Consider the following 14116-nt stretch of genomic DNA (forward strand, 5'->3'; position numbering starts at 1 on the left):
GCATTCGATCCATCGGATTTGTGCGATTTTGCGTCTGCTCGCGCAAGTTAAGTCTGTGGTCTGACGCCGAGCACGTCGCGGAACAGGGACTGACGCAGGGCGATTTCTCGCGGATCGCTCCACAGGTGGAAACCCAGCCGGTTCATCACGTAGGCGAATCCCACGCCGGTGTCGGGGTCAGCGAACCCGAACGACCCGCCGAGGCCGGGCGTGCCGAAAGCCTTGTCGGAGGAACCAAACCGGAAGTGCGGCACCGGTTTGCAGTAGCCCAGCGAGAATACCGAATCGACGTGTAGCACCATGTCGCGTACTCCGTGGGTCGGCGTGACTGCCGGCTCAGTCAGCGCGTCGAGAGTGGTTGGGGCTAAGCCGAGTTCGCTACCGCCGGTAGCAGCGCAGCCGTACGCCTTGGCGACCGATCGGGCGGTGCCAATTCCGTTGGCTGCCGGCATCTCGACCGTGCGCACCTCTTCGCGGTTGAATTCGGTCATCACGTCGATATCGTTGGGCAGGTTGACACTCCGGGCGGTGAGGCCGACGGGATTGAATAGGGCCAGGGCGAGTCGAGGCGGCAACGTATTGAGGTGCAACAGCGCTTCCACGCGACGCCAGCCGTGCAACTGCGCGACGCGGTCCCGGTCAACCGACGCGGGCAATCCGATGTGCAGGTCCAGGCCGAGCGGGCCGGCGACCTCGTCGGCGAAGAACCGGCCCAGTGTGCGAGCCGCCGGATCAGCGTGGCGGATGAGTTCGGATTCATACCAGCCCAGGGTCAGCGCGTGATAGCCATGCCGTGTCCCGGGGGTCCAGGCCGGGGCTTGCGCCGACAGCACCGCCGACAGCCGGTCCGGGTCGGCCAGGTCGGCCAACCGCAGCGGCGCATCCAGCGCGGGCAGTCCGGCTTGATGAGACAGCAGCTGCCGCACCGTCACCTCGGACTTGCCGGCCTGCGCGAACTCCGGCCAGTAGTCGGCGACCTTGGTGTCATAGGAGATCAGTCCGCGGGAGGCAGCGACGGCGACGGCGAGGGACGCAACACCTTTGGTCGTCGAGAACATGTTCACCATGGTGTCGTGCTGCCACGACACCTTGCTGATGCCGTTGCGGTAGCCGCCCCACAGGTCGACTACTTTGGCGCCGTCACGATAGACCGCGACAGCGGCGCCGATTTCATGTCCGCGGGCGAAGTTGGCGCGGAACGCATCGGCGACTTTGCCGTATCCCTCGTCGACGCTTCCGCCGACCAGATCCGGTGACACGCTGACCTTGAGGACCATCGAATGGTTATACCTGAGCAGACGCAAAAGCGCCCGCGCGCTCGGCGTGTCGGGGGCTTTTGCGTCTGCTCGCGCAACCTAAGTCAGCCGTGGAATCACCTCGGCGGCAAGGCGTTCCATCTGTTCACGGTTTTCCGTGACGTCGGGGCCGACGGGGTTGAGCAGCAGCATCTGAGCACCGGCGTTGATCACCTGACTCAGCCCCCTGACCACGTCGTCGGGTGTGCCCGACACCGGAACCGCGTCGACGCCGGGCATCTGGCCGTAAATGCGTCGCAGGCCGGCAAGTACGCGCTCGCGCGCGCGGTCGGCACTGTCGTCGACGGTCAGATAGACGCGTTTGCCAATAGTGAACCGCTCAGGGTTTTTGCCCTGTTCGGCAAGCTCGCGCCGTACTTCGGCGACGGCACCGGCAAAGGCATCGGTCGTCGACGATCCGGCGCCCAAAAACGCATCACCATGCCGGACCGCGCGGGCCAGCGCCTTAGGGGCCAGCCCGCCGAACCAGATCGGCGGGTGTGGACGTTGCATCGGCTTCGGCTGAATGGGAAGGTCGTCGACGTCGCGGAAGCGGCCATGGAACGTCACCCTGGGCTCGTCGGACCAGGCCGCCTTCATCAGATTCAGGCCTTCGGTGAAATAGCTTATGTAGCTGGACTTCTCGACACCGAAGGCGGCGAACTTGCGAGTACCGCCGCCAGGTGCGACGCCGAGGTCCAGCCGTCCGTGACTGAGCCGGTCGACGGCGGTCGCGGCCGATGCCAACTGCAGCGGATCATGCAACGACGTCACCAGGACGGCAACTCCTAGGCGCAGCCGCTCGGTGCAGGCCGCGCAGTAGGCCAGCAGCTCCATCGGTGCCAGCAACGGTGCCGGACCGATGATCTGCTCGAGCACCCAACCGCCTTCGAAGCCGAGCTCCTCAGCGCGCGCCAGATACGCACGCAGGCCCTCAGCGTCAAAGCCCCCGGAGTCGTCGTAGTCGAACTGGGGGATGGCGATCGAGAACCTCACCCGACCACCGTACGGCGGCTGATGGGTAGGCTGCGAGCATGTTTGCCTTTCGACCTTCGCTTCCCGGTGTTGATGACCTGCGTGGCCTGGCCAATCGCGTCGATACCGCCCGCCACCACGGCGTACCCAACGGCTGCGTGCTCGAATTCAGCCTGCGTTCGTTGCCGCCGGAGACGACGGGCTTCGATCCGCTCGCGATCATCACGGGGGGTGGCAGGCCGATGGCGCTGCGCGATGCCGTCGCCGCGATTCACCGCGCCGCCAAGGACCCCAGGGTCGCCGGGCTGATCGCCCGCGTGCAGCTCGGGGCATCGCCGCCGGCTGCGGTCCAGGAACTGCGGGAGGCCATCGCTGCTTTCAGCGCCGTCAAGCCGTCATTGGCCTGGGCCGAGACTTACCCAGGCACGCTGTCCTACTATCTGGCTTCGGCGTTCGGCGAGGTCTGGATGCAGCCGTCGGGCAATGTCGGGTTGATCGGCTTCGCGAGCAACGCGATGTTCCTGCGCGACGCTCTGGACAAAGCGGGAATCAAAGCGCAGATTGTCGCGCGGGGCGAATACAAATCGCGTGCCAGCCTTTTCACCGAGAGCGGCTTCACCGACGCCCATCGCGAGGCCGTCACCCGGATGCTGGAGAGCTTGCAAGGCCAGGTGTGGCAGTCGATCGCCGAATCACGCAGGATCGACGCCGCCGGCCTCGATGCGCTGGCCGACCGGGCTCCGCTATTACGCGATGACGCGCTCGCGTCCGGTCTGATCGATCGGGTCGGTTTTCACGACCAGGCCTATGCCAGGATCGCGGAACTGGTTGGGGGAAAAGCTGTTTCACCCGACAAAGACGATTCACAGGCTAACGCGGAAGAGGCCGTGCCGCGGCTCTACCTGTCGCGCTACGCCGGTGCAGCACAGTCACGGCTGGCACCGCCCGCGCTTCCGATTCCCGGCCGCCGTTCCAAACCCACGTTCGCCGTGGTCACCATCGCGGGCCAGATTGTCGACGGACGAGGTGGGCCTCAATTCCTGCCGTTCGGTAACGCTCCCGCCGGCGCTGACACCATAGCGGCGGCACTGCGAGAGGCGGCGGCCGACGATGCGGTGTCGGTGGTTGTGCTCCGGGTCGACAGTCCGGGAGGTTCGGTCACCGCGTCGGAGACTATCTGGCGCGAGGTGAAGAGGGTTCGTGAGAGCGGCAAACCGGTGGTGGTGTCGATGGGCTCAGTGGCGGCCTCCGGCGGTTATTACGTGTCGATGGCCGCCGACGCGATCGTGGCCAACCCGGGGACGATCACCGGTTCGATTGGGGTGATCACCGGCAAGCTGGTGGTACGCGACCTCAAGGACCGGCTCGGCGTCGGGTCAGATACCGTGCGCACCAACGCCAACGCCGATGCCTGGTCGATGGATTCGCCATTCACACCGGAACAGCAGGCACAGCTGGTGGCCGAGGCCGACCTGTGTTACAGCGACTTTGTGGAACGCGTTGCCGAGGGTCGCAACCTCGCTACCGAAGCCGTGGAAGCCGTTGCGCGAGGCCGGGTCTGGACCGGCGCCGACGCGCACGAGCGCGGTCTGGTCGACGAACTCGGCGGGCTGCGAACCGCGCTGCGCCGCGCCAAGCTGCTGGCAGGTCTGGACGAGGACGACGAGGTCCGCATCGTCAGCTACCCCAGCTCGTCGTTGCTGGACCTGGTGCGACCTCGTTCCTCGTCGCAACCGGCTGCGGCGTCGCTGCCGGAGGCGGTCGGTGCACTGTTGAGCCGCTCGGTTGCCGGGATCATCGAACGCGTCGAGCAGACGATGAGTGGGGCCAACGTGCTGTGGCTGGGCGACTCGCGTTTCTAGCCGCTCAGACTGCCGCTGATGAAGATGATTTCACCCAGCGGGTCGTCGTCTTCCGGGGCGGGCACATCCAAGCCGTTGCGGACGAATAGTTCCGCCCGCGTCACCCCGTCGACCTTCCACCCCTTAGCCGCCAGATAGTCCAGGACGTGGTTGCGCTCGCCGGTGTAGACCAGCGACGCCATGTCGATGTCCACGCCGTGGTCTCGCAGGGGACTGGGCATGTCCTGTGCCCGCGCGACATCGAAATCGACTATGCCGGGCACGAATTCGGTCGCGATGGTACTTCCCGGAACGCTGAGCGCGGTGATGTTGTCGAACAACCGATCCTGGGCATCGGGCGGCAGGTAGATCAACAGGCCTTCGGCCAGCCACGCAGTCGGTGCCGAGGTGTCCAGTCCGGCCGCCTTTAACGCCGCGGGCCAGTCGGTACGCAGATCGATGGGGACGGTTCGCCGGGTTGCCGTCGGTTCGGTACCGATATCGCCCAAAGTGGTCGTCTTGAACTCGATCACCTGCGGTTGGTCGATTTCATACACCACCGTCCGAGTCGGCTCGGTTGGCCAAGCCAGCCGGTAGGCGCGCGAATCCAGCCCAGAGGCAAGGATCACCACCTGACGCACCCCGGTTTTGGTGGCCCCAAGAGGCCCGACGAGGTAGTCGTCGAAGTACTTGGTGCGCACCGCCATCCCGTCGACCATCGCCTGGGCCCGCGCCGGCGAAAAGTTCTCGATCGCCGTCAGGTCGAGTTCGCCGTCCATCATCTTGGCGAAGAAATCCACCCCGACCGCGCGCACCAGTGGTTCGGCGAACGGGTCGTTGATCAAACCGCGGGGATCCTTGGTGGCCATCGCCCGGGCGGCCGCAACCACTGTTGCGGTCGCGCCGACGCTGGAGGCCAGATCCCAGTTGTCGTCGTGAGCGCGTGGCATGAGGAAACCCTACCGAAGGGTGGCGACGACGTAACTCCCCTTGCCGAATACCGCTGCCATCTCGTCGTCGGGGAATTCAAAGCCGTTGTGTGCGTACAATTCCCTGGCGGTGCGAGCGGTCACGTCCCAGCCGTGCGTGGTCAGGTAGTCGATGACGGTGTTCCGTTCGCCGTCGTACATCAGGTCGGACATGTTGATCTCGACTCCCAATCGGTTCCAGCGTTCGGAGAGTCGCTGCGCCCGATCGTCGAACAAGGCCTGAGGGTCGGGGAGATGCTCGGTGGCAACCCGACTGCCCGGTGCGCTGAGCGCTGTGATGTTGTCGAACAGTCGATCCTGAGCCTCGGGCGGCAGATATACCAGCAGACCCTCGGCAGACCATGCGGTCGGCTGGTTGACGTCAAAGCCCTGCTGCCGCAACGCCGCCGGCCAGTCGTTTCGTAGATCCACGCCGATCGGCCGCCGGTCCGCCGTCGGGGCGGCGCCGAGATCGGCAAGTGTGCGTGTCTTGAAGTCGATGACCTGTGGCTGGTCGATCTCGTAGACCACCATGCCCTCCGGCCAGCGCAGCCGGTAGGCACGGGTGTCCAGGCCGGAGGCCAAGATCACGGCCTGGCGGACGCCGGCAGCGGCGGCCCCGGCAGACCCCGTGAAGAAGTCGTCGAAGAATCTGGTGCGGACGGCGATCTGCTCGTTCATCGCCTCGCGCCGAAACAGCGGGTCATCCTCGACGGTGTTCTCGCCGTCGATCATGCGAATGAACGGGTCCAGGCCCACCGCCCGCACGAGCGGGTCGGCCAGCGGGTCGTCGAGCAGCGCGTTGGGTCCCTGAGAGGCCAGGGCGCGCGAGGCGGCGACCATGGTCGCGGTCGCTCCCACACTGGATGACGGACCCCAGCTGTCGCCGTCGGTTCGTCCCGAATCGGTGGTCATTCAGCCAACTCCTGTCTGGTGTTCTTGTCGAGAGTTCCGCTGACGTAGAACAGATCCGCCCGGGGCATGTCGTCGTCTTCGAAGGGGGGAAGTCCGTTGGCAGTCAACAGGTCCCGGGCGTTGATGGTGGTCAGCCGCCAACCATGGCCGGCCAGATACGTTGCCGCCTCGTTGCGGTCGCCGAAGTACACCAGCCCGGTCATGTCGATGTCGAAGCCGTGCGCCCGCCAACGCTCGGAGATCGTCTGCATGCGCTCCTTCATCTTCTCCTGATCGGCCGGGTCCACGTTGCTGACGCTTTCGGTGGCGAATCGGCTGCCCGGCGCGCTGAGCTCGGTGACCGTATCGAGCAATCGGTCCTGCGCGTCCGGTGGCAGGTATCCCAACAGCCCCTCGGCGCTCCACGCGGTCGGTTGGGCCGGATCGAAGCCTGCCGCGCGTAAAGCAGCGGGCCAGTCGTCGCGCAGATCGATGGCCACCGCCCGGCGGTTGGCGGTGGGCGCGGCACCCAGCTCTGCGAGGGTGCGGGATTTGAATTCGATGACCTGGGGCTGGTCGATCTCGTAGACCATCGTTCTGGCCTGCCACGGCAATCGGTAGGCGCGCGAATCCAACCCGGAAGCCAGGATGACCACCTGTCGGATGCCCGCCTTGGTGGCGTCAACAAAGAAGTCGTCGAAAAACTTCGTGCGGACGGCCATATTGTCGGTCATGCGGGCCATCGCCCCGGAAGAGCGACCCGGATGATCCTTGTCGTCCAGGTCGGCCGGGTCGACTTCGCCGCTGGCCAGCCTGGTGAGCAGGTCCACACCGACCGCCCGGACCAGCGGCTCGGCAAACGGATCGTTGATCAGCGCGTTGTCGGCGCGGGTTGCCATCGCACGGGCCGCGGCGACCATCGTCGCCGTCACCCCGACACTGGATGCCAGATCCCAGGTGTCGCCCTCATACCTGGTGGAACCGGTGGACGTCATGTGTTGCCCCTGTAGTAGTTGATACTTAGCCAATATAACAAATGCGGCGCGCAAAAGGTTCCCGCAGACTTGACGCGCAGTGCAACCTGGAGCAATGGCGTACTCGGCCGCCGGCAAGCGGGTGCTGATCACTGGTGCTTCGTCGGGGTTGGGAGCGGCGATGGCGAGACAGCTGGCCGCCAAGGGTGCGGTGGTGGGGCTGGTCGCCCGTCGGCGCGATCGTCTGAGCGACGTGGTGGCCGACTGCCGGCGGACGTCGCCATCCTCGGCGATGTGGGTAGCCGACCTGGCCGACACCGCGGCCCTGAGCGAGTTGGCGTTGCAAGCCTGGGATGTGCTCGGCGGTGTCGACGTGCTGATCAACAACGCGGCAATCCCGAAGCGCCGGCCCGTCAGCCAGTTGGCGCCCGCCGAGGTGGAAGCGGTCATGCGGGTCAACTTCTTCGCCCCGATGCGGCTCACGCTCGCCGTCTTGCCGCGGATGCTGGCGCGCGGCTCAGGCCTGATCGTCAACGTGTCGAGCGTCGGTGGCCGTCTCGGAATCATCCATGAAACCGCGTACTGTGCAAGCAAATTCGCGTTGTGCGGATGGAGTGAGGCGATGGCCGTCGACCTGCACGGCAGTGGAGTCTCCGTGAAGCTGATCGAGCCGGGACCGGTGGACACCGAGATCTGGGACCAGCGCGGCAACGAGGAACCCCTCTACCAGGGGCCCAAGTTCACAGCCGATGAGGTGGCCGAAGGCATTATCGCGGCCATGGGCGGCGACCGCTTCGAGCACTATGTTCCGGACATGAAAGCGGTGGTCGACGCCAAGAACGCGGACCTCGATGCGTTCATCGCCGGCTCGGCCCTGATGGCGCCGCGATGAAGGCGCTGGTTTACGGCGTGCCACCGGAGCCGTTCGCGGTGCGCGAGAACGCCAACGTGTTGACCCAGAACCTGTCGCGGACTCCGACGGCGTTGCGAGAGGTGCCGGATCCGCAACCGCTGCACCAGGACTGGGTGGTCACCCGGCCGCGGCTGACCGGTATCTGTGGGTCGGATTCCAAGCAGATCCTGATGGACTTCGGCGAGGACGACGTCGACAACGCGATGGCGGCGTTCTGTTCCTTTCCCCAAGTGATGGGTCACGAGGTGGTCGCCGATGTGGTGGCGGTGGGACCGCAGGCACGGGGCTTGGAGGTGGGGCAACGGGTGGTGCTTAACCCGTGGCTGTCCTGCGGGCCGCGTGGCATCGAACCACCTTGTCCCGCATGCGAAACCGGTGACTACAGCCTGTGCTGGAGCTTCACCGACGGCGACATCAAGCCTGGCATCCACACCGGAGTGTCGGCGGATGTGACCGGTGGATACGCGGAGTTGATGCCCGCCCACGACAGCATGCTGTTCCCGGTGCCCGAGTCTGTGCCCGACGAGCTAGCTGTGTTCGCCGACCCGTTCTCGGTGTCGCTGCACGCGATTACCCGCCACCCGCCGCCCCGCTCGGGCCGGGTTCTGGTGTACGGGGCAGGGTCGCTCGGCTTGTGTGCGGTGGCGATCCTGCGGGCGCTCTACCCCGACGTGGCGGTGGCGGTGGTGGCGCGGTTCGCGGCCCAGGCCGAACTGGCCCGCCGCTTCGGCGCCGAAAAAGTATTGGCGCACGAGCCGCGCCTGGCCGTCGTCGAAGAGCTGGCCGCCTGGGGCGGTGGCCGGCTGCGGCAGCCCCTGCAGGGCCTGCCCATGGCGTACCCGGGCGCGGTCGACGTCGTCTACGACACCGTGGGCAAACCGGAGACGTTCGAAGTTGGGGTGCGGGTGCTGGTCTCCCGCGGGACATTGGTGAAAGCCGGTGTGCACGCGCCCGGCCGGTGGGAGTGGAGCCCGCTGTACTTCAAGGAGATCAGCTGGGCAGGCTCCAATGCCTTCGGGATCGAAGAGATCGAGGGGGCGCGCAAACACGCGATCGCGCACTACCTCGAGCTCGTTACTACGGGCCGAATCGACTTGCGGCCCATGCTGACTCACACTTTCCGGCTGGAACAGTGGCGCGAGGCGTTCCTCGCGATCGCCAACCAGGGCGAGAGCGGGGCGGTGAAGGTGGCATTCGATCAGCGCCAGGGCTAGCCCTCGCAGGCATGTGCTAGCATGCATGCATGCGGACGACGGTGGAGATTACCGACGAACAGCATCGCGCCCTGAGTGCGATCGCTCAGCGTCGCGGCGTACGTGGGTTTTCGCTGCTCGTCCAGGAAGCCCTGGATGGGTATCTAGCCAACTTGAACGTCGACGAAGTCGACCTCCTGCTGGGACTGGAGGGTGTGCTCACCGACTCTGATGCGCACGAGATGCGTTCTCGCATCGATGATGTGAGAACTACATGGCGGGTCTCGTAGTCGTCGACACCGATCTGGTGATCGACTTTCTCCGCGGCAAAGGTCCTGGGGCGTCGTTGGTTCGCGAGTTGATCGTCAGCCATAGTTTGCGCGTCACGGCGATAACCGCGTTCGAACTGCGTGTGGGTGCCGATTTCTTGCTGCGTCGAGACGACATCCTTCGGTTGGTGCGCTCCCGGACCTTTCCACTCGACCCTGGTAGCGCGCTTCGCGCGGGTGAAGTGGCCGCAGCGCTGAAACGAGCCGGCAAGGACATCGGCTTGGCCGACTGCTTGCAGGCTGGCATCTGCTTGAATTTCGGCTTGCCGTTCGCAACACGCAACCGCAAACACTTCGATCGGGTGGAGGGCTTGCGCCTGTTCGACGCCGATTAGGCCCGCCCTCGACCAGCGCTAGGCGGGGCGGGTGGCGCGATAGTAGGTGAGTCGTCCAACGAAGCGGTGCCGCTCCGTGGCGACCTCGGTGCAGTCCAACCCTGCCGCCTCCAGTAGCCGCGGAATGGCGTCGCCTAGGTTGCCAGCGGCGTGGGGGCTGTGCTTGACAAGTCGGGCCGCCAGGCCGTCGTGCTCGGTCATGTTGCCGCCCATATCGACCAAATGCAGTCTGCCGCCCGGACGCAGCACACGAAAAATCTCGGCTGCCGCATCGGTTTTCGCTTCGCTGTCCAGATGATGCAGCATCATCGACGACAGCACCCGGTCGAATTCGCCGTCGGCGTAGGGAAGCCGTTGCGCGTAACCACGTTCGAAGCGAATACCGGTCAATCGGCGAGACTTGCGCTGCGCCCGACTGAGCGCACGCGGGTCAGGGTCGCATCCGATCAGTTCCACTCCGGGATGATCGCGTTTCGCCCGGGTGGTGAGATTGCCAGTGCCGCAGCCGATTTCCAGGACGCGCTGACCGTCTGTGAGCCCGGCCTGGGCGATGAGCTTCGCATAGACGCGGTTGAAGCCAAAGAGACGGGTCAGAAGGTCATAACCTGGCAGCAGCGCATCGTGGCCGGCAGCTGGGAGGTAGTCATGTGGATGATGTTTGACCATAGAATCCATACTGCGCCCGGGGATGACTTTAGAATTGGGCGATACTTGGCAAAAGTAGGACGATCTTTAGTGACGTGACATGACGCAGGCGACTCGGGTCATCAGCCACCGTGACGGTGTGCCCATCTACCGATACCGGACCGATCCGGGGGCATCTCCCATATCGGTGCATCGGCACGCCGACGGCGTTTTCGGGGAACTTGAGCGTCACATTCATGATTTCCCGGCACTCTGGTACGTCCCCTTGCAGGGCACGGTGTTCGTAGCGGCCGCCGGTGAGGTGCTCGATCCCCGGCAGCTGCAGCGCTTGGATGACGGGGTTGCGGTGTTTTTCGACCCCGCCGCACTTGGCGAGGACGGGCGATCGCCGTGGCCCGCGTGGCGGGCGCACCCGCTGCTCTTCCCGTTCCTGCACGGAAAGTCGGGCGGGGTGCTGCGACTGCAGGTGCCTGAGGCCCGGCGCCCCGCGTGGGACAACGCGATCCGCTCGATCGAGACGGAGCTGAGCGCCAGGCAGGAGGGCTATCGGCAGGCCGCTCTGGCGCACTTGACGCTGTTGCTGATCGAGCTCGCACGCTTGGCCCGCGACGTGGTGGCCGATCTGCGGCGCAGCGGTGAACCGCTGCTGGCCGACGTGTTCGCGGTGATCGACCGGCGTCATACCGAGCCGCTTTCGCTGCGCGACGTGGCGGGCGAAGTGGGCATGACGCCAGGACACCTGACCACCGTCGTGCGTCGCCGCACCGGACGCACCGTGCAGGAGTGGATCATCGAACGCCGCATGGCCGAAGCGCGCGTATTGCTGGGCGAGACGGACCTGCCGGTCGCAGAGATCGCCCGTCGGGTCGGGGTGACCGACCCGGGCTACTTCAGTCGGCTGTTCACCCGCGCGCACGGCGCCTCACCGCGCAACTGGCGCCGGTACATGTGACAGTCTGAAAACTCTGGATGTCGTCGCGCAGGGCCACTCCATTAAGTCACTTGCGCCACAGGCGTATCCGTCCAGGAAGACATCTCTCGTTGTCCACCTCCGCGCGACAACCGTTGTACGCCAAGCTAATTTGTCGCTGGGAGCTGGATAAATGGACAAGTGCCTTCCGCATCGAGGCCAATGTGGCGGATGTGACTTGATGCGGCGGCTGAGGCAGTCCGGCTCAAAGGGTTTCGAGGTCCAACCAATCGTCGAGGTCGAATCGGTCGCCGACGGCGCGAAGTGTTGCGCCGCCGCGGCCCGGGTAGTGCGCGGGTATGACGGCGGCTCCACTCTCGACGGCCTCGGCGAATATCCGGCGGCGGGTAACCGCAGCAGCGGTGGCATCCACGTCAAAGGCGCAGGGGTGATCGGGTAATCGCACTTGCAGCGGGCTGTGGGTGAGGTCGCCGACGAAGACCGCCGGCTCTCCGGCATCCAGCCACAGCACCGAGGAGCCCGGTGTGTGCCCGGGGGCGGGCCGCAGCCGCAGTGACGGACTGATCTCATAGTCGTCCGACCACTGGACGATCTGAGGGCCGACGGGTAAGACGCTGTCTTCGAACACCAGTCGGTCACCGCGCTGTTGCAATTCTTCTTGCTCGGTGCGAGGCGGTCGCCGCGCCGCATCCCCGTCTGGGTGGAAGTGGCGGTAGTCGGGGGCGGGCACCAGATATCTGGCGTTTGGGAACGTCGGTACCCAGCTGTCGTCCTGCGCCATGGTGTTCCAGCCGACGTGATCGGAGTGGATGTGGGTGTTGACCACCACGTCCACGGCGCCGGGGTCGATGCCCGTCGACCGCAGGGCGGCCAAGAACCCGGTGTTCAGATGGTCCAGCGGTGGCATTTGCGGGCGCACCCGGTCATTGCCGACGCCGGTGTCCACCACAACGGTCAGGCCGTCGACCTCGATGACCCAGCTCTGGATAGCGATGTGCCACTCGTCGGTGTCAGGGTTGAAGAAGTCCGGCACCAGCAGATCGGCATTGTCCCGCCACCCCGACGGGGACGTCTTTAAGAAGAACCGTGTTGCCAGGTCGAACCGTAGTTCTACGACGCGCGCGACAGCCGCGCGGCCCAGCCGGACTCGACCCATACCTAGTTGGCGCGCAGGTAGCTGTAGACGCCGGCGAAGTTGCGGTTCACGTCCTCGGGAATGGGTACGGGGCCACCAAGACCCCTTGCACCCCAAACGATTTGGGCCGTACGTTCGACCAGCGCGGTGATATGCAGGACCTTGTCGGGGCGGGGACCGACGGCGACCAGGCCGTGGTTCGCGATCAGCGCGGCGCCGCGGCCTTCCAGCGCCTTGACCGCGTTCACGCCGACATCGGGTGTGCCGGACGCGGCGTACTCGGTACAGCGAACGTCCCCGCCGCAGTAGACCGCGAACTCGTCGATGCACGCCGGAATCGGCTCGTGCGCGATGGCGAACATGGTCGCCCACACCGGATGGCTGTGTATGACGCTGCCGATGTCGTCGAACGCCTGATAGCACGCCAGGTGCAGCTTCATCTCCGTCGACGGCATACGCCCGTCCTTGGCCTGCAGTACCGCGCCGTCGGGATCGACGAGTACGAGATCGTCGAGTTCCATGTCGGCGTAATCGACCGACGACGGCGTAATCACCAGGTTGCCGTCGGACCGCCGGGCCGAGATGTTGCCGGCGGTTCCCTCGACCAGCCCTCGGCGCAGCATGTCTTTGGCCGCCGCCAGCACCGCGGACTCCGGATTGACGACGGATTTCACGGATGTCATGGGCCTAGCACCTCCGGATTGACGATGTGGGCGGGCGTTTGGCCGGACAGCAACGCTTCCAGGTCGTCGGCAACCATCTGCGCCTGCCGGGCCTCAGTGTTCCACGTGGCCCCCCCGATGTGTGGAGTGAGGACGACGTTCGGCATCGCCACCAGCGGGTGATCGGTCGGCAGCCATTCGCCGACGAAGTGGTCCAGGCCCGCTGCGGCCACCTTGCCGCCGCGCAGGGCATCGACCAGCGCGTCGGTGTCGTGCAGTTGGGCCCGGGCGGTGTTAAGGAAGACGACGCCGTCGCGCATGGCCGCGAATTGCCCGGCGCCGATCATTCCGACGGTGTCGTCGGTGACCGGTGCGTGCAGGGAGACGATGTCGGCCTCGCTTAGCAACTCGTCGAGGCTGTGCCGGGCTTCGTCGTTGTACGGGTCGTAGGCGATGACGCGCATGCCCAGCCCGCTCAGTCGCCATTGCGTGGCGCGGCCGACGGCGCCCAGACCGACCAGCCCGGCGGTACGGCCGGCGATTTCCCAGCCGCGGAAGCGCTGGTAGGGAAGAACGCCGTCACGAAACATGTTGCCGCTGCGCACATCTGAGTCTGCGGTCAGCAGATGACGGGTGACGGCCAACAGCAGCGCTACCGCCATCTCGGCCACGGCATCGGCGTTGCGGGCCGGGGTGTTGAGTACCGGGATCCCGGCTGCCGTGGCTCCGGCGACGTCGACGTTGTTGGGATCGCCCCGGGTGGACGCGACCGCTCGTAAGCCGAGCTGGAACACCGGGCCGGAAACCGAGTCGCTCTCCACCACAACGACATCGGCGCGTTCGTCAGCAACACGATCGGCCAGCTGCTCGGCGCTGTAGATCCGCAGCGGGCTCTGATCGATCCAGGGGTCGTAAACGACGTCGGCCAACCCGCGGAGCTTGTCGAAGCCGGGTCCCCGCAGCGGAGCTGTCACCAGTGCACGTGGTCGAGACGTCACGAATGCCAATGCTGGCGTACGGTGGCGC

Annotated in this window: 15 protein-coding genes; 6 read left to right on the forward strand and 9 right to left on the reverse strand. The window is 65.8% G+C overall.

Annotation, left to right across the window (positions count from 1 at the left end; genetic code table 11):
* Positions 1-47 precede the first annotated feature (47 nt).
* Together AC5Y21_RS04980 and AC5Y21_RS04985 are read right to left on the reverse strand one after the other, a co-directional pair.
* Positions 48-1277 carry a serine hydrolase domain-containing protein gene (locus AC5Y21_RS04980; protein WP_499910013.1) on the reverse strand — a complete coding sequence of 410 codons (1230 nt, stop codon included), beginning with the start codon at positions 1275-1277 and terminating at the stop codon, positions 48-50.
* A gap of 78 nt (positions 1278-1355) precedes the next feature.
* The gene (locus AC5Y21_RS04985) at positions 1356-2291 is read right to left on the reverse strand and encodes an LLM class flavin-dependent oxidoreductase (RefSeq protein WP_499910014.1); all 936 of its coding nucleotides are present in this window, start codon (positions 2289-2291) and stop codon (positions 1356-1358) included.
* Positions 2292-2329: 38 nt separating this feature from the next.
* Between AC5Y21_RS04985 and sppA the strand changes: the two genes are divergently transcribed.
* Entirely contained in the window at positions 2330-4132 is a 1803-nt protein-coding gene (sppA, locus tag AC5Y21_RS04990; RefSeq protein ID WP_499910016.1) for a signal peptide peptidase SppA, read from the forward strand.
* Here the strand turns inward: sppA and AC5Y21_RS04995 are convergent.
* Genes AC5Y21_RS04995 through AC5Y21_RS05005 form a run of 3 tightly spaced genes read right to left on the reverse strand, consistent with a single transcriptional unit; the run spans position 4129 to position 6968 of the window.
* Positions 4129-5061, reverse strand: coding sequence for a class I SAM-dependent methyltransferase (locus AC5Y21_RS04995; RefSeq protein ID WP_499910019.1), 933 nt, complete (start codon positions 5059-5061; stop codon positions 4129-4131). The two genes, sppA and AC5Y21_RS04995, sit on opposite strands and share 4 nt — an antisense overlap.
* A gap of 9 nt (positions 5062-5070) precedes the next feature.
* Entirely contained in the window at positions 5071-5994 is a 924-nt protein-coding gene (locus tag AC5Y21_RS05000; RefSeq protein WP_499910021.1) for a class I SAM-dependent methyltransferase, read from the reverse strand.
* Positions 5991-6968, reverse strand: coding sequence for a class I SAM-dependent methyltransferase (locus AC5Y21_RS05005; protein WP_499910023.1), 978 nt, complete (start codon positions 6966-6968; stop codon positions 5991-5993). The genes AC5Y21_RS05000 and AC5Y21_RS05005 overlap by 4 nt, the downstream gene beginning before the upstream one ends.
* Positions 6969-7062: 94 nt before the next feature.
* Between AC5Y21_RS05005 and AC5Y21_RS05010 the strand changes: the two genes are divergently transcribed.
* The 4 genes from AC5Y21_RS05010 to AC5Y21_RS05025 are packed head-to-tail and all read left to right on the forward strand — an operon-like array spanning position 7063 to position 9717.
* On the forward strand, positions 7063-7839 hold the full coding sequence (locus AC5Y21_RS05010; RefSeq protein WP_499910025.1) for an SDR family NAD(P)-dependent oxidoreductase: 777 nt from the start codon (positions 7063-7065) through the stop codon (positions 7837-7839).
* Positions 7836-9074 (forward strand): zinc-dependent alcohol dehydrogenase, encoded by a 1239-nt coding sequence (locus AC5Y21_RS05015; protein ID WP_499910027.1) that lies wholly within the window; start codon positions 7836-7838, stop codon positions 9072-9074. Before AC5Y21_RS05010 ends, AC5Y21_RS05015 begins: the two co-directional genes overlap by 4 nt.
* A 29-nt stretch (positions 9075-9103) precedes the next feature.
* Complete coding sequence (locus AC5Y21_RS05020; RefSeq protein ID WP_499910029.1) at positions 9104-9343, forward strand: hypothetical protein; 240 nt, start codon at positions 9104-9106, stop codon at positions 9341-9343.
* Positions 9328-9717, forward strand: coding sequence for a type II toxin-antitoxin system VapC family toxin (locus AC5Y21_RS05025; RefSeq protein WP_499910031.1), 390 nt, complete (start codon positions 9328-9330; stop codon positions 9715-9717). The genes AC5Y21_RS05020 and AC5Y21_RS05025 overlap by 16 nt, the downstream gene beginning before the upstream one ends.
* 18 nt (positions 9718-9735) lie before the next feature.
* On the opposite strand, the gene AC5Y21_RS05030 is transcribed toward AC5Y21_RS05025, so the two are convergent.
* Positions 9736-10383: a class I SAM-dependent methyltransferase gene (locus AC5Y21_RS05030; protein ID WP_499910033.1), complete on the reverse strand. Its 648-nt coding sequence runs from the start codon at positions 10381-10383 to the stop codon at positions 9736-9738.
* A 79-nt stretch (positions 10384-10462) separates the two neighbouring features.
* Here AC5Y21_RS05030 and AC5Y21_RS05035 point away from each other — a divergent pair, with 79 nt between their 5' ends.
* Complete coding sequence (locus tag AC5Y21_RS05035; protein WP_499910036.1) at positions 10463-11314, forward strand: helix-turn-helix transcriptional regulator; 852 nt, start codon at positions 10463-10465, stop codon at positions 11312-11314.
* 223 nt (positions 11315-11537) lie between these two features.
* Here AC5Y21_RS05035 and AC5Y21_RS05040 read toward each other — a convergent pair whose 3' ends face one another.
* From AC5Y21_RS05040 to AC5Y21_RS05050, 3 genes are read right to left on the reverse strand one after another with little or no spacing between them, the layout of a single operon-like run.
* A complete protein-coding gene (locus AC5Y21_RS05040) occupies positions 11538-12449 on the reverse strand; it encodes an MBL fold metallo-hydrolase (RefSeq protein WP_499910037.1) in 912 nt (303 codons plus the stop codon).
* Positions 12450-12451: 2 nt separating this feature from the next.
* On the reverse strand, positions 12452-13111 hold the full coding sequence (locus AC5Y21_RS05045) for an L-fuculose-phosphate aldolase (RefSeq protein WP_499910039.1): 660 nt from the start codon (positions 13109-13111) through the stop codon (positions 12452-12454).
* A complete protein-coding gene (locus AC5Y21_RS05050; protein WP_499910041.1) occupies positions 13108-14088 on the reverse strand; it encodes an NAD(P)-dependent oxidoreductase in 981 nt (326 codons plus the stop codon). The genes AC5Y21_RS05045 and AC5Y21_RS05050 overlap by 4 nt, the downstream gene beginning before the upstream one ends.
* Between the last annotated feature and the right edge of the window lie 28 nt (positions 14089-14116).

This window comes from Mycobacterium sp. NGS41 (genome assembly GCF_059812725.1).